The 13,559-nt window shown below is 60.8% G+C and carries 17 protein-coding genes; 10 read left to right on the forward strand and 7 right to left on the reverse strand.

The features are described 5' to 3' along the window. Window positions 1-191: 191 nt before the first annotated feature. The 4 genes from ftsE (at window position 192) to C5L12_RS14110 (ending at window position 3,580) form a co-directional block, all read left to right on the forward strand. A complete protein-coding gene (gene ftsE / locus C5L12_RS14095) occupies window positions 192-851 on the forward strand; it encodes a cell division ATP-binding protein FtsE (protein ID WP_105372682.1) in 660 nt (219 codons plus the stop codon). 100 nt (window positions 852-951) lie between these two features. Next, window positions 952-1,902 carry a cell division protein FtsX gene (locus C5L12_RS14100; RefSeq protein WP_162712178.1) on the forward strand — a complete coding sequence of 317 codons (951 nt, stop codon included), beginning with the start codon at window positions 952-954 and terminating at the stop codon, window positions 1,900-1,902. 79 nt (window positions 1,903-1,981) lie between these two features. Then, on the forward strand, window positions 1,982-2,698 hold the full coding sequence (locus C5L12_RS14105) for a YdcF family protein (RefSeq protein ID WP_425350788.1): 717 nt from the start codon (window positions 1,982-1,984) through the stop codon (window positions 2,696-2,698). Between the two features lie 90 nt (window positions 2,699-2,788). After that, the gene (locus tag C5L12_RS14110) at window positions 2,789-3,580 is read left to right on the forward strand and encodes a lysophospholipid acyltransferase family protein (protein ID WP_105372685.1); all 792 of its coding nucleotides are present in this window, start codon (window positions 2,789-2,791) and stop codon (window positions 3,578-3,580) included. Here the strand turns inward: C5L12_RS14110 and C5L12_RS14115 are convergent. Continuing rightward, complete coding sequence (locus tag C5L12_RS14115; protein ID WP_105372686.1) at window positions 3,565-4,113, reverse strand: gamma-glutamylcyclotransferase; 549 nt, start codon at window positions 4,111-4,113, stop codon at window positions 3,565-3,567. The two genes, C5L12_RS14110 and C5L12_RS14115, sit on opposite strands and share 16 nt — an antisense overlap. A gap of 54 nt (window positions 4,114-4,167) precedes the next feature. Here C5L12_RS14115 and C5L12_RS14120 point away from each other — a divergent pair, with 54 nt between their 5' ends. Then, entirely contained in the window at window positions 4,168-5,172 is a 1,005-nt protein-coding gene (locus tag C5L12_RS14120; RefSeq protein ID WP_105372687.1) for a DUF2125 domain-containing protein, read from the forward strand. Between the two features lie 5 nt (window positions 5,173-5,177). Here C5L12_RS14120 and C5L12_RS14125 read toward each other — a convergent pair whose 3' ends face one another. Beyond that, window positions 5,178-6,104 (reverse strand): prephenate/arogenate dehydrogenase family protein, encoded by a 927-nt coding sequence (locus C5L12_RS14125; RefSeq protein ID WP_105372688.1) that lies wholly within the window; start codon window positions 6,102-6,104, stop codon window positions 5,178-5,180. Continuing rightward, window positions 6,101-7,222 carry a histidinol-phosphate transaminase gene (hisC, locus tag C5L12_RS14130; RefSeq protein ID WP_105372689.1) on the reverse strand — a complete coding sequence of 374 codons (1,122 nt, stop codon included), beginning with the start codon at window positions 7,220-7,222 and terminating at the stop codon, window positions 6,101-6,103. The genes C5L12_RS14125 and hisC overlap by 4 nt, the downstream gene beginning before the upstream one ends. A 180-nt stretch (window positions 7,223-7,402) precedes the next feature. Here hisC and C5L12_RS28145 point away from each other — a divergent pair, with 180 nt between their 5' ends. After that, a complete protein-coding gene (locus tag C5L12_RS28145) occupies window positions 7,403-7,831 on the forward strand; it encodes a nuclear transport factor 2 family protein (RefSeq protein WP_157949049.1) in 429 nt (142 codons plus the stop codon). Window positions 7,832-7,846: 15 nt separating this feature from the next. Here the strand turns inward: C5L12_RS28145 and C5L12_RS14140 are convergent, their stop codons facing one another. Then, window positions 7,847-8,587, reverse strand: a complete 741-nt coding sequence (locus C5L12_RS14140) for a class I SAM-dependent methyltransferase (RefSeq protein ID WP_105372690.1) — start codon at window positions 8,585-8,587, stop codon at window positions 7,847-7,849. 82 nt (window positions 8,588-8,669) lie between these two features. Here C5L12_RS14140 and gloB point away from each other — a divergent pair, with 82 nt between their 5' ends. After that, the gene (gloB, locus tag C5L12_RS14145) at window positions 8,670-9,440 is read left to right on the forward strand and encodes a hydroxyacylglutathione hydrolase (protein ID WP_105372691.1); all 771 of its coding nucleotides are present in this window, start codon (window positions 8,670-8,672) and stop codon (window positions 9,438-9,440) included. Beyond that, entirely contained in the window at window positions 9,441-9,857 is a 417-nt protein-coding gene (locus tag C5L12_RS14150) for a cupin domain-containing protein (protein WP_105372692.1), read from the forward strand. A 14-nt stretch (window positions 9,858-9,871) separates the two neighbouring features. Here C5L12_RS14150 and C5L12_RS14155 read toward each other — a convergent pair whose 3' ends face one another. The 3 genes from C5L12_RS14155 to C5L12_RS14165 are packed head-to-tail and all read right to left on the reverse strand — an operon-like array spanning window position 9,872 to window position 12,250. Beyond that, on the reverse strand, window positions 9,872-10,525 hold the full coding sequence (locus tag C5L12_RS14155; protein WP_105372693.1) for a lysoplasmalogenase family protein: 654 nt from the start codon (window positions 10,523-10,525) through the stop codon (window positions 9,872-9,874). A 35-nt stretch (window positions 10,526-10,560) separates the two neighbouring features. Then, window positions 10,561-11,448, reverse strand: a complete 888-nt coding sequence (gene yddG / locus C5L12_RS14160) for an aromatic amino acid exporter YddG (protein ID WP_105372775.1) — start codon at window positions 11,446-11,448, stop codon at window positions 10,561-10,563. Window positions 11,449-11,479: 31 nt separating this feature from the next. Next, complete coding sequence (locus C5L12_RS14165; RefSeq protein WP_105372694.1) at window positions 11,480-12,250, reverse strand: DUF3108 domain-containing protein; 771 nt, start codon at window positions 12,248-12,250, stop codon at window positions 11,480-11,482. Between the two features lie 249 nt (window positions 12,251-12,499). Here C5L12_RS14165 and rpmB point away from each other — a divergent pair, with 249 nt between their 5' ends. Both rpmB and C5L12_RS14175 read left to right on the forward strand, forming a co-directional pair. Next, the gene (gene rpmB, locus C5L12_RS14170; RefSeq protein ID WP_105372695.1) at window positions 12,500-12,790 is read left to right on the forward strand and encodes a 50S ribosomal protein L28; all 291 of its coding nucleotides are present in this window, start codon (window positions 12,500-12,502) and stop codon (window positions 12,788-12,790) included. Window positions 12,791-12,905: 115 nt separating this feature from the next. Next, window positions 12,906-13,544 carry a VUT family protein gene (locus C5L12_RS14175; RefSeq protein ID WP_105372696.1) on the forward strand — a complete coding sequence of 213 codons (639 nt, stop codon included), beginning with the start codon at window positions 12,906-12,908 and terminating at the stop codon, window positions 13,542-13,544. The last annotated feature ends 15 nt before the right edge of the window (window positions 13,545-13,559 follow it).

Consider the following 13,559-nt stretch of genomic DNA (forward strand, 5'->3'; position numbering starts at 1 on the left):
CCGTTATCCCCGGTGTTGAGGACGGCGGGCATTGAAACGAATCCCGCTCAGTCGTAAATTCAAATGGTTAATGCTTCGCAAATGCGGCCCGAAATTAGCCCTTTTCCGCGCGCGATTTACCGTTCGTTTACTCGGATCGTTAAAGAGATAACGGCACCGGAAAGTCTTGAAGAGTAAGGACTGGTCATCCGTTGATCCATTTCGAAAATGTCGGCCTGCGCTACGGGATGGGCCCGGAGATCCTCCGCGATATGACCTTCGATATCCCGAAGCGATCGTTCCAGTTCCTGACGGGACCGTCGGGGGCCGGAAAGACGACGCTGTTGCGCCTGCTCTTCATGTCGCTGCACCCGACGCGCGGCATCATTCGCATGTTCGACCGTGACCTGTCTCAGATTCCCCGCAACGAGCTCCCGATGCTGCGCAGGCGCGTCGGCATCGTCTTCCAAGATTTCCGGCTGCTCGATCATCTCACGACTTACGAGAACGTCGCGCTGCCGCTGCGCGTGCGCGGCAAGGAGGAAAGCTCCTACCGCAACGATGTCATCGAACTCCTGAAATGGGTTGGGCTCGGCGAACGTATCAATGTGCTGCCGCCCGTGCTCTCCGGTGGCGAGAAACAGCGCGCCGCGATCGCCCGCGCTTTGATGGACCGCCCAGAAATCCTTCTCGCCGACGAACCAACCGGCAATGTCGACCCGCCGATGGCGCGGCGGCTCCTCAACCTGTTCCTGGAACTCAACCGGCTCGGCACCGCCGTGGTGATCGCCACCCACGATCTGGCCCTGATGGACCAGGTGGATGCGCGTCGGATGATCCTCACCGAAGGGCGGCTTGACCTTTATGAATGAGCTGAGCCGCCCGGAAGCGGCACGCGCCGCAAAAAGCAAAAAACGTGCGACCGAGCAGCAGGCGCCGCAGCCGTCCCAGCAGCCACCGCGGCGTGCCGAAATGCGCGTCAGGCCCACCGCACCAATCCTTCCGCCATCCAACATCCAGGGCAATGCGCTGATGGTGGTGATCGCCATCATGGCCTTCCTTGCCTGCCTGACGCTCGGCGCGGTGAGCATGGTAAGGGCCACGGCGGCCAGCTGGCAGAGCCAGATTTCCCGCGAAATCACCATCCAGATCAAGCCGGAAGAAGGGCTGGACATGGATGCGGCACTTAGGAAGGCCAGGGATCTGGCGCTTACCTTCGTCGGTACCCGCGAAGGCACGATCATGGACGACAGCGCCACCGCACGCCTTCTGGAACCATGGCTTGGAGCGGGCCTTAACCTCGACGACCTGCCCGTGCCGCGCCTCGTGATCATTACCATCGACGAGCAAAATCCGCCGGACTTCGCAGCCATGCGGGATCTTCTGAAGACGGAGATACCCCAGGCGTTTCTGGACGACCACAGGACCTGGGTGGATCGGCTGGTTTCCATGGCTCATACGACAGTGTTGATCGGGACCGGCGTTCTGGTGCTCGTCTTTACCGCCATGATCCTCACGGTGATCTTCGCCACACGCGGAGCGCTTTCCGGCAACCGCCATATCGTCGAGGTGCTGCATTTCGTCGGCGCGGAAAGCTCCTTCGTGGCGAGCGAATTCCAGAAGCATTTCCTGAAGATCAGCATCAAGGGTTCGGCCGCAGGCGGCGCGCTGGCGGCGGCCCTTTTCGCGCTCGCCAACATCTGGCAGGCGAACTCGCTGGCCACCCCGGAGAGCGACCAGGCGATGGCGCTCTTCGGCACTTTCACCATCGGCGTGACCGGTTATGTCGGCATCTTCGCAACGATGATCGTCATCGCGCTGCTGACGACGCTGACGGCTCGGTTTACGGTCATGCGCACGATCGACGAGATCGATCTGATCCGTTCCGACCCGGCTCGTTCCGACGGGTTGCCCGCTTCTTGAAGCCGCCATCGTCCCCCTATAGTGTGGCCCTGTTCTCGCCACGAATCTCCGGCTATGGACAGTGATGACACCGGCCCAAATGACACCCGACGATGGAGCAGGCCGCAAGCCGCGGCGTCTGACCCGCGGCCTGTTTTCACGCCAGGGCCGGCTGCGCTGGCTTGCCCGCCGCGTCATCATGTCTTGCGTGTTCTTGGTGGGCCTGCTTTTCGGGGGCTTCCTCTGGTTTGCCGATTCGGTGACCTCGCTCAGGACGCCAGACGGCGTCAAAGCCGACGCCATCGTTGTGCTCACCGGCGGCTATCTTCGCGTCGAACAGGCGCTCGGCCTGCTGCGCGACGGCGCCGGCCAGCGCCTGCTGATCTCGGGCGCGCATCCCTCCACGACGCCCAATCAGATACGCAAGGTCACGCAGGCATCGCCAGACCTTTTCTCCTGCTGCGTCGACATCGGCTATGATGCGATCGACACGATCGGCAACGCCAACGAGATCACCCGCTGGATCCATGATCACGGCTACAAATCGGTCCTGGTCGTCACCAACAACTATCACATGCTGCGCAGCCTTCATGAACTGCGCCGCGCCGACCCGGTGACGGAATTCATTGCTTATCCCGTGATCAACTCGGACCTCACCCGCAAAGCCTGGTTTACCGAGCCGGACGTGGTGCGCACCATGCTGTCCGAATATGGCAAGGTGGTCCTGTCAACGATGCGTGACTGGATCGGCATCGAGCGCGGAACAGGCCTTCGCACCGAAGACGCACCCAAAACCGCGGGCAGCCCGAAACCCTGAAAAGCCGCTGCACCCGGCCGTCGGCACAATGCGCTTTTTTCCAGAACCGATCTCGTGTAGGCAACGTGCGTCCAGAAGGAAGTCGTCTTTATGCTGCTTTTGCGTTCGGTTCTTTTCAACACCGCCTTTTACGTAAACATCATCGTAAGAATGATCGTGCTGAGCCCGATCTACTTCCTGTTGCCGCGCAAGGCCGCCTATCGTATTCCTAAAGCCTGGGCCCGGTCCAACAACTGGCTGATGGCGAAGATCGTCGGCGCGACCTTCGAAATCGAGGGCATGGAAAACATTCCCGAAGGGGGCTGCATCTTTGCCCCGAAGCACCAGTCGGCCTGGGACACGTTTGCGCTGCTGCCCTACCAGCGCGACCCGGTCTATATCCTCAAGCGGGAGCTGATGTGGATCCCGCTGTTTGGCTGGTACGTGGCGAAACAGAAGATGATCCCGGTCAATCGCGGCGCCCGCGGCAAGGTCATGGTAGATGTCATGGTCCGCACCAAGGAAGAGATGGAGGCCGGCCGCCAGCTGATTATCTATCCGGAAGGAACGCGGCGCGCACCGGGCGCGGAGCCGCAATACCGCTACGGCATTGCCCGCATCTATCGCGACATCCAGGTTCCGGTCGTACCGGTGATCGCCCATTGGGGCCTGTTCTGGGGCCGCCGCAAGCTCGTGAAATATCCGGGCCGTTTCAAGGTACGCATCCTGCCGCCAATCACGCCCGGCATGGATCCCGATGCCTTCTATGCAAAGCTTATCGAAACGATGGAGCGGGAAAGCGACAAGCTGCTGATCGAGACCGTCGAGGCCAACCCGCATCTGCCGCTGCCGCCGACAGCGGCGAAGCGGCTTGCCGAACTGAGGTCTCAAACGGCCGCTTGAAGCCCGGCCGCAATGGAGGCGCCGACACCTTCAAGCCAAAGGTCCCGGATGCCCATCTGCTTGAGATGGTCGAGCGTGTTGAAGACATAAGCATCGTTTGGACCCGACTGGCCGACGGAATGCCGGACGATTTTAGCAGCATGATCGATGCTGAGCGCGCCGGCATACTGGACATGCTCGCGATCCACGATATAGCCGACGGCTTTCACCTGCCGCTGGTCTGAAAGCGAAATCGGCAGGATCCTTTCCTTGTAGACATTGGTGACGAGCTCACGCCGGCGAAGATAATCCAGCACATCGGCGCGATCGTTGTCGTTGACCCGAAAAGCCACGCCCCGGCATGAACCGCCGCGATCAAGACCGAGCACGAGACCAGGTTTTTCGGGTGTGCCGCGATGCACATGGGACCAGACGCAAAGGGAACGACGAAAGCCGAAAGCGCGTGCATCGGCTCGCTCCTCGAACGCAAAACCCGGATTCCACATGAGAGAACCGTAGCCAAACACCCAAAATTCGTCCATATCCCGCGCCACACCAAATCAACCGAAGCGTTCTGCACCAAATTTCCAGCACCATTGGAGAACATCATGGCAGCGTCAAGCCGATCCGGCGTCAGCGGAAAATTGTGGCTACTCGCCTGCAGTGTGGTGGTGGCGATCGCCCTCTACACCGCCGGCTGGTTCTATGCCGCCTCGGTGCTCAAGGAGCAGACCCTGGCCCTCCTCGGCAGCCAGCGCAACAAGGGTATTGCCGCCGAATGCAGTGAAGCCGACTACCGGGGCTATCCTTTCCGAATCGGACTGTTCTGCTCCAAGGTTTCGGTCGACGATCAGGTGAACGGGATTTCGGCCAATTTCGGCGCGCTGCGCTCCGCCGCCCAGGTCTACAATCCCGGGCATATCGTCTGGGAGCTCGATTCGCCCGTCGAAATTCGCACCGGCCATGGCCTTTCGGTGTCAACAAACTGGGAAAACTTCCAATCGAGTCTCGTAACCAAACTTCGGGGCGTGGAACGCGCCTCGACGGTGATCGAGAACTCCAGGACCAGCGTCGTCTCTTCCGCGACCGGCCAGGCCGTCGATATCAGTGCGGCGCATACGGAGATCCATCTGCGCCAGAACGGCAGCGATCTCGATGCGGCGATCACCCTGGAAAACACCGACACGACGATCAAGGACATGCCGCAAATCCTGCCGAGCCTGTCTGCGAATGCCGATGTGACGCTGGTCGGCCGCGCCGGCATGATCGACGGCAGCGACGCGAACGGGCTCGTGCTCTACGAAACCGAAGGAGAATTGCGCAGCTTCTCCGCCGATCTCGGTCAAGGACGGGTGATCACGGTTTCCGGCCCGTTTTCATTCGATGGAGACGGATACCTGTCGGGCAAGCTGAAATTCCGGATCGAGCAGGTCGACGGATGGCGCAATAGCCTCACAGAGGCCTTCCCTGACATAGCACCGATGCTCGATACCGCCGCCAACATGCTCTCCGCGCTCGGCGGGGGTCGCAGCGCCTCGCTGGACCTGACCATCAAACGGGGCAAGGTCTTTGCCGGCGGCTTTATCCAGATCGGCGAAATTCCGCCGATCTGAACTGGCTATTTCTTCTGGTCGAGCGCGTGGCGACCGAAATCCGGCGCGTCCACATCCTGACCGGCCTGGACGATGGAACGGCGAATGGCGCGGGTGCGGGTGAAGAGCTCGAACAGCTTGTCACCCTCTCCCCAGCGAATGGCCCGCTGCAGATAGGCAAGGTCCTCCGAAAACCGCGCCAGCATTTCCAGGATCGCGTCCTTGTTGTGCAGGCAGACGTCGCGCCACATGGTGGGATCGGATGCCGCCAGACGCGTAAAATCGCGGAAGCCGGAGGCGGAATATTTGATCACTTCCGATTCGGTGACCGTCTCGAGATCGTCTGCCGTCCCGACGATGTTGTAGGCGATGATATGCGGCAGGTGCGAGACGATCGCCAGCACCTTGTCGTGATGCTGCGCATCCATCTCGTCGATCAGCGAGCCAAGCGCCATCCAAAACGACTTGAGCCGGTCGAGCGCCGCCTGGTCCGTTCCCGGCAATGGCGTAAAGATGCACCAGCGATCACGAAACAGACCGGTAAAACCCGCATCCGGGCCGGATTTTTCCGTTCCGGCGAGCGGATGGCCGGGGATGAAATGCACGTTCTCCGGTATGTGCGGCGCCATCTGTGCAATGACGGAGGCCTTGGTCGAACCCACATCCGTGACGATGGCGCCCGGTTTGAGATTGGCGGCAATCTGCTTTGCAACCTCTTCCGACGCGCCGACCGGCACGGAAACGATCACCAGGTCGGCATCCCGGACCGCTTCCGCCGCAGACGCCGTATAACGGTTGCCAAGCTTCAATTCCTCGGCCCGCCGCAACGTCTCGCCGCTTCGGCTTGATATGACCACCTCGCCTGCCAGGCCCAGTTCCCGGACATCACGTGCGATCGACGATCCAATGAGGCCGATGCCGATCAGGGCGATCCGGTCGAAATGCACAGTCATGCGCTCTTGCCTTGCCCTTGGCCCATGAATTCGCCAAGCGTTTCGATAACGCCGCGATTGGCTTCTTCCGAACCGACAGTCATGCGCAGCGCGTTCGGGAAACCATATCCTTTCACCGCGCGGAGAATGTAGCCGCGGCTCGTCAGGAAGGCGTCTGCGTCGGTTGCACGCTTGCCGTCGATATCGGGGAAATGGATCAGCACGAAATTGGCGACGGATGGCGTCACCCTCAGGCCAAGCGCCTCGAAGGCGTGCGTGAGCTTGTCGAGCCACAACTGATTGTGCTCGACGGCCCGCTCTACGAAGGCCTGGTCGCGGATCGCGGCCGCACCGGCGGCAATCGCCGGCGCATTCATGTTGAACGGGCCGCGAACGCGGTTCAGCGCGTCGAGAATGCCGGCAGGACCGTACATCCAGCCGATACGGAGCGCGGCAAGGCCATAGACCTTCGAAAAAGTGCGGGTCATCACGACGTTGCGGTTGGACGAAACCAGTTCCAGGCCCGCTTCGTAATCGTTTTTCCGCACATATTCGGCATAGGCTGAGTCGAGCACGAGGATGACGTGCTTTGGCAGACCGGCATGCAGGCGCCGGATATCGGCGACGGGAACATAGGTCCCGGTTGGATTGCCAGGATTGGCAATGAAGACCATCTTCGTCTTCGGCGTCACCGCCGCAAGGATGGCATCGACATCGACAGTGCCTTCCTTTTCCTTGACGGTCACAGGAGTGGCACCGGCGCCCATGATCTGGATCTTGTAGACCAGGAAACCGTGCTCGGTGATGATCGCCTCATCGCCCGCGGCGAGATAGACGTGGCAGAGCAGGCCGAGCAATTCGTCCGAACCATTGCCGCACATGATGTTGGCGACATTCAAGCCATGCACCGAGGCAATCGCCTCGCGCAGCGCCAGTGCCTGACCATCAGGATAAAGCTCGAGATGGCTTGCGGCCTGCTTGAACGCCTCGATCGCCTTCGGGCTCGGCCCGAGAGGAGTCTCGTTGGAGGACAGCTTGAAGACCCGCGCCACGCCCGGAGCATGTTCCTTGCCGGGCACATAGGCGGCGATATCCAGAATGCCTGGACGAGGAACGGGCTCATTGGTGACGATGTTCATCGGATCGACCTCTTCGGAATGCCTTACGCGGCGGGTGATCCAGTGGCATTAAAGCCGAAAACGGCCTTTGTCGAGAGAGGCCGGTTTCTGCCACCCATTCGATTTCTTGATGCCCGGTTGTCGGAAATGCCCGCCGGCCATACGTCTTCCACAAAGACCAAAACCTCAAGGAGCAAAAACATGAGCGTTGGAGATCATGACGATATCAGAGTGCTGTTGGACGATTGGGCCCAGGCCCTGCGTGACAAGGATGCCGATGCGATCATCGCCTGCGAGTCCCCCAACATCCGCGCATTCTCGCTTGCTGCGCCTCTGGAAACGATCGGGAACGACAGAGCCGGTTTGCAGGCATGGTTGGACACCTGGGAAGGTGGACTGGAGTTTGAGATCCGGAATACCGATCTGCGCGTGGGAGGCGACATTGCATGGTGCAGCGCGCTTGCGCGCCTCGCCGGCAGGAAGATCGGCACGGGAGAAAGCGGCCTCTGGTTTCGCCTGACCGTGGCCTTCGCGCGCGAGGACGGCCGCTGGAAGATTGCTCATACGCACGAGTCCGTACCCTTCGCGATGGAGGGGCAACCGCTTGCGCTTTTGGACCTTAAGCCGTGAAGCCCAAGGCACGCCTTAACACGTTCTGGTCGTCGGTACGCCCTGCGGCGCCAGCACCGGAACGAAAACACGGCGGGAGGCGCGCGCTGCGACCGGCAGTCCCTGATAGAGACGTTTCTGAGCCTCCAGCACGATGACCCCGGAGAAGACCGGCCAGAAGCGCCGGCCCAGGCGCTCAAACACGTGACGAAGCCTCAGCACGGTCGCGATCTTGGACGGCGGAAAGAACAGTGCCTCGGCGCTCGCTCCCGGCGTAAAATTCGCCTCGCGCAGCAGCGAGGTAAGCTGCCCCCTCGAATAGGGCCTGCCCGATCCGAACGGGGTGTGCTCCATGCGCGCCCAGACGCCGCGCCGGTTTGGGACAACGATGACGAGCCGCCCCCCCGGCGCCAACACCCGCCAGACTTCCTTCAGCGTCTCCCGCGGATTTTCCGCAAACTCCAGCGAATGCACCATAAGAACGCGGTCGATCGATGAATCGGGCAAAGGCAGTTCTTCGTCAAAGACCAGCGCCGTCGAGGACAGTTCTCCGACCGGCCAGTTCACCGCGCCCTGCCCCGCCGGCATGAAAGCGAAAGTCCGCTCCGTATCGGCGCGGAAGCGATCGAGATAGGGAACCGCGTAACCGAGGCCGACCAGCCGCTCCTCCGGGAGACGCGCCCAAAGCGAAGCGAGCGCCATCACGATCGACTGTTCGGCGAAGCGACCGAGGGGCGAGTGATAGAATTCACGGAGATCGACGATGTCGACGGACAAAATGCTGGCCTATGACGGTTGGACTTCGGTTGCGCAGTCTCTACATTGTTCCGCAAAGAGATTTGAGCAATAGGGGCAATGTATGAAACCACTGGAACTCGAAGTTTTTTCATGCCGAAGCGATAATTACGGCGTTCTGGTTCACGATCCGGAAAGCGGTCTCACGGCTTCGATCGACGCGCCCGAGGAAAAACCCATTCTCGACGCCGCCGCCCGCCGCGGCTGGAAAATCACCCACATCTTCACGACCCATCACCACACCGACCATGTGGAAGCGAATCTGGCGTTGAAAGAAAGATTTGGGCTTGAGATCATCGGCCCTTTCAACGAGGCGGTCGCAATCCCGGGCCTCGACAAGACGATGGCGGACGGCGACGAATTTCTCTTCGGCGAGCATCTGGTGCGTGTCTTTGAAACACCGGGACATACGGCCGGCCACATCTGCTATCATTTCCCCGACGACAAGATCCTCTTTGCAGCCGACACGCTCTTTGCGCTCGGTTGCGGCCGTCTGTTGGAGCGTCCTGCCGCCGACATGTGGCATTCGCTTCAGAAGCTTGCCGTCCTGCCCGACGAGACCGCCATCTACTTCGGACATGAATATACGCTCACCAACGCCAAGTTCGCCTTGACCATCGATCCCGACAACCCACGCCTGCGCACTCGGGCCAGGGAGATCGAAGAACAGAGGGCCGCCGGCAAATTCACGATCCCGACCATGATGGGCCTGGAGAAGGAAACCAATCCCTTCCTGCGGGCTGCCGATCCGGCCATCCGCAGAAACCTGCTGATGGAAGGAAAGAGCAACGAGGAGGTCTTTGCCGAAATCCGCAAGCGGAAGGATAATTTCTAGGTGGGTGCCGCGGAGATCATCGAAGCGCTCGGCATGCGGGAGCATCCGGAGGGCGGCTGGTATGTGGAGACCTTCCGCGATTCAGACGGCGGTGCTCGCGGCCATTCGACGGCGATCTACTATCTGCTGCAGGCGGGCGAACGGTCCCATTGGCACCGGGTGCGGGATGCCGCCGAGATCTGGCACTTTTATGCTGGAGATCCGCTGCTGCTGCGGATTTCAGATGGAACGAGCATACGGTCGGTAACGCTGGGCATCGATCTGGGCAAAGGCGAACGGCCGCAGGCAGTCGTGCCGGCGGATGCGTGGCAGGCGGCCGAGCCGCTCGGCAGCTTTACGCTCGTCGGCTGCACCGTCGCGCCCGGCTTCGAATTTTCGAGCTTCGAGATGGCCGAACCCGGCTGGGAGCCGGGCTGATATGAGGCCTTGGTTCAGAAAATGGGCAACCCGGTAAAGGCCAGAGTGTAAACCAATTGGGCTGTGTAATAGGTGGCCCAGATAAAGCCTTTCAGCCTCTTCGTGACCGGATCGTGCGGCTTCAGCAGGAACCTCTGAATTGCAAGCCCTGCGTCCGACAGGACGAAAAGCGCTGCTCCAACAGAGGGAAGGGTCGTCTTCAGCGATAGCGCGGAGAGCGCCATCGCGACAATCGCCGCGGCGTAGACCATGACAGGTACTGCGAGAGGCCCGGCAGGCCGCCAAAGCAGGAGAAGCATCATGGCCGCGAGAACAACGAAGAACCAGGCCGCTGCGTAACGCCAAGCGCTATCGGTGATCAGCGAAGGTTCGATCGAGGGCCAGAAGAGCACGACTAAGGCGAGATGCGAGACAAGGAAGGCAGCCAGGCCGGCAAGGAAAGGCGATCGCCCGTCATAGGCGAGGCAGGCGTCGCCGAGGGCCGCCAGAGCAAGTGCGGCCACGAGAAGCAGCGGCCCGCCGGCTGACAAGGCATAAACCGCCAGCAGTGCGACCGGAAACATCTTCAGTACAGCGCGAAACTGGCCAGCCGGCTTCTCCAGCCAACGGAAATAGAAAAGTGCGGACGCCACGGACGCGGCTAGCACGCCAGATAAAAAGATGAACATTTCTCCCCCCAACGCCCCCGGACTTCCGGGGACGCCTATTCAGCAATAGCTTCTCCAACCGGCTTCGGCCGCAGCATATCGCGCGCCGCCAGCACCGCTCCGCCTGTGATCAGCAGGCAGGCAACCACGATGCGCCAGTCGGGTTCCGCAAACCCGGACGCGACGAGGATCAGCGTCGACAGAAGCGGCGCCGCATAACTCGCCGCTCCGATGATCTGGATGTCGCCGTTCTTGACACCGTAATCCCAAGCATAGAAAGCCGCGCCAACCGGCAGAAGCCCAAGGCCGACGACCGCCGCCCACTCGCCGGTACTGGCGGGCCAGACCGTCGTCTCGATTGCCAGATGGCAGATCAGCGACAGCGCGGACGTCGCGAGGCAGAAGCCGGTCACCACATCCGTCGATACCCGATCGAACCGCCGCGTCAACAGCGAGTAACCGGACCAGGTAAAGGCGCAGAGGAACGCAGCGCCATAACCGAGGGTATAGGCCCCATCGAAGGAGAGGCCATTGCGGGAAACGATGGTGATCGTACCGAGAAGCCCGGAAATTGCGCCGACCAGATGATACCAGCGCAATTTCTCGCCCGGCAGCAAAGCCGAGCCGACGACGATGAAAAGCGGCCAGAGATAGGCGATCAGACCAGCCTCGACGGCGGGAGCATTCCTGAGTGCGGTAAAGTAGAGAAAGTGATAGCCGAAGAGGCCGCCGATCCCTGTAATCCAGACCTTCGGCGATTGCCTGAGCAGCCGGATACGCTGCGGGCGAAAGATGAAGAGGACGATGCCGGGCAGGCTGCCGATGGCGAAGGTGACGGCAGAAAGCTGGAAAGGCGGCATCTTGCCGGATGCAGCCGTCATCAGGGCAAGAAGCGACCACATCAGGATCGCCGCGAAGCCGATCAGTGTTCCCCGGATTTTCACTCCTGCCCCCTCGACGCCGCCGGGCGTCACCTCAGCCGCCGTATTTCACAGCGGTCACGTAGACTTGCCCCATCCTCGTCGGGATGCGGGCATAGACGGGAGCATATACATTTGCGGACTGTGCCTTGGCAAACCAGATTTCCATCGGCGTCTTCTTCAGATATTCGATATCGCTGCGGCCGCGCCGGAAACCGGATTTGGGCACATAACGGATCGAACAGACGATTGCCTCACCGTCGAACCCTTTGGTCGAAAATGGTTTGGTGCCCTTCGGCGTCAAAACGAGATCCATGCGCGACTCGCCGTCATAGATCGGCAGTCGGCTCGGGCAGACCGTGGCACTGGCCGGAAAGATGAGACCGCTCAGTGGATCGAGCACGGATCTAAGATCGTTATCCGTCACCGGGATCCAGTTTTTCGGGTTGCGTTTCGGCTCCGGCTTGACCGTAGTTTCGGTTACGTCGCCATTGCGATATTCCACGTCATAGACGCGGGTGCGCTTGCCGGCGCTGTAGACCAGATTGTAACGGTCCGCCTGCAGCTTGTCGTCCAGCATGCGTCCGTTCACGCTGGTCTCGGCGGAAATTCGGCTGATGATATCGACGATTCCCGCCGACTTGAAAGTGCCGGTGATCCGGTAGGCGCTCTCATCGAATTCGCTGGCAAAGGAAGCCCTGGCAATCGGCAGAATGCCGAGCTTGATGTCGTATTCGCTGACATGCCGGATCTCGGCCGAGCCGAGCGAGGCGGTTCCAAAGCCGAAAATGAGTATGGATGCACTGAAACGGCCTAGAAGGATCATGATTTGCCCTGAACGACGGGGACGCCGAAAGCGCCGTCCCGCGAACATATAGACTGGCCATAATGGCAAGAAAATAGCCGCCTTATGCGAGCGCCTATGGAATCTCTTGCGCACGGGGCAAGGTTTTGGCTTGACTGGACGGGGCTCACTGACTATAGAACCGCAACTTTCCAATCAGGACCAGTTGGATCGGCGCGCCGGGCATTGTCCGGAAGTACCATCCGATTGCAGAAGAACAAAGGTGTATCCATGTCTCGTGTGTGCGAACTGACCGGCAAGGGCGTTCAGACCGGCAACAACGTAAGCCACGCCAACAACAAGACCCGCCGCCGGTTCCTGCCGAACCTTTGCCAGGTCACGTTGATCTCCGACGCTCTCGGCCAGCGCTTCCGCCTGCGTGTTTCTGCGCATGCCCTGCGTTCGGTCGAACATCGCGGCGGCCTTGACGCCTTCCTGCTCAAGTCCGACGAAACCGAACTGTCGATGCGCGCTCGTCTGCTGCGCCGGCAGATCGCCAAGAAGACTGCCGAAGCCGCTTAATAGCTTCGCCATTTCATCATCCGGCTTGAGGAAGGCTTGAACGGCTAGCACCGTACAAGCCTTTTCTCTTGCCTTCATATCCCTCCAACTGGTGGCATCACCCAGGATAAAAAAAATGCTGAGCTCCCGCTACACCTTTATCTATGCCCTGCTTATGGCGGCCGTTGTCGTCGCCTCCAATTTCCTCGTCCAGTTCCCTGTCATGGGGACGCTGTGGGGCATCGCACTTGGCGATCTCCTCACCTGGGGCGCCTTCATCTATCCCGTCGCATTCCTTGTGACCGATCTGGCCAACCGGCAATTCGGTCCGGCCGTTGCCCGCCGTGTGGTTCTCGTGGGCTTCGTCGTCGGCGTGACGCTTTCCTTTGTCGCGGCCCCTTCGCGGATCGCCGTCGCATCGGGCACCGCCTTTCTGATTGGCCAACTTCTTGACATCTCGGTCTTCAACCAACTCCGCCGGCAGACCTGGTGGCGTGCGCCGCTGGCCGGCTCCCTCCTCGGCTCCGCACTCGATACCCTGCTTTTCTTCTCGCTGGCCTTCGCTCCGATCTTCGCCTTCATCGGCCCGAACGAGGATTTTGCAATCTCCTCGGCTCCGATCCTCGGCGTCTTCGCAGCCGAAGCTCCGCGGTGGATTTCCTGGGCGCTCGGCGATCTCGTCGTCAAGATCCTGGTCGGAGTGGTGCTGCTGCTCCCCTATGGCGCGTTGATGAACGTGCTGAAGCCGATGCCGCAGGTCGCAGCCGCTCGCTAAGCGCAGAGATTCCGG

The organism is Neorhizobium huautlense (genome assembly GCF_002968575.1).
GTDB classification, from domain to species: Bacteria; Pseudomonadota; Alphaproteobacteria; order Rhizobiales; family Rhizobiaceae; genus Neorhizobium; species Neorhizobium huautlense.

What these genes read in the sequence shown, in the direction of transcription:
- C5L12_RS14175 (WP_105372696.1), top strand. Translation starts at nt 12,906, where the DNA reads ATGCTGAGCTCCCGCTACACCTTTATCTATGCCCTGCTTATGGCGGCC.
- hisC (WP_105372689.1), bottom strand. Translation starts at nt 7,222, where the DNA reads ATGAACATCGTCACCAATGAGCCCGTTCCTCGTCCAGGCATTCTGGAT.
- C5L12_RS14100 (WP_162712178.1), top strand. Translation starts at nt 952, where the DNA reads ATGCGCGTCAGGCCCACCGCACCAATCCTTCCGCCATCCAACATCCAG.
- C5L12_RS28145 (WP_157949049.1), top strand. Translation starts at nt 7,403, where the DNA reads ATGAGCGTTGGAGATCATGACGATATCAGAGTGCTGTTGGACGATTGG.
- rpmB (WP_105372695.1), top strand. Translation starts at nt 12,500, where the DNA reads ATGTCTCGTGTGTGCGAACTGACCGGCAAGGGCGTTCAGACCGGCAAC.
- C5L12_RS14155 (WP_105372693.1), bottom strand. Translation starts at nt 10,525, where the DNA reads ATGTTCATCTTTTTATCTGGCGTGCTAGCCGCGTCCGTGGCGTCCGCA.
- C5L12_RS14120 (WP_105372687.1), top strand. Translation starts at nt 4,168, where the DNA reads ATGGCAGCGTCAAGCCGATCCGGCGTCAGCGGAAAATTGTGGCTACTC.
- C5L12_RS14165 (WP_105372694.1), bottom strand. Translation starts at nt 12,250, where the DNA reads ATGATCCTTCTAGGCCGTTTCAGTGCATCCATACTCATTTTCGGCTTT.
- gloB (WP_105372691.1), top strand. Translation starts at nt 8,670, where the DNA reads ATGAAACCACTGGAACTCGAAGTTTTTTCATGCCGAAGCGATAATTAC.
- C5L12_RS14125 (WP_105372688.1), bottom strand. Translation starts at nt 6,104, where the DNA reads ATGACTGTGCATTTCGACCGGATCGCCCTGATCGGCATCGGCCTCATT.
- C5L12_RS14110 (WP_105372685.1), top strand. Translation starts at nt 2,789, where the DNA reads ATGCTGCTTTTGCGTTCGGTTCTTTTCAACACCGCCTTTTACGTAAAC.
- C5L12_RS14105 (WP_425350788.1), top strand. Translation starts at nt 1,982, where the DNA reads ATGACACCCGACGATGGAGCAGGCCGCAAGCCGCGGCGTCTGACCCGC.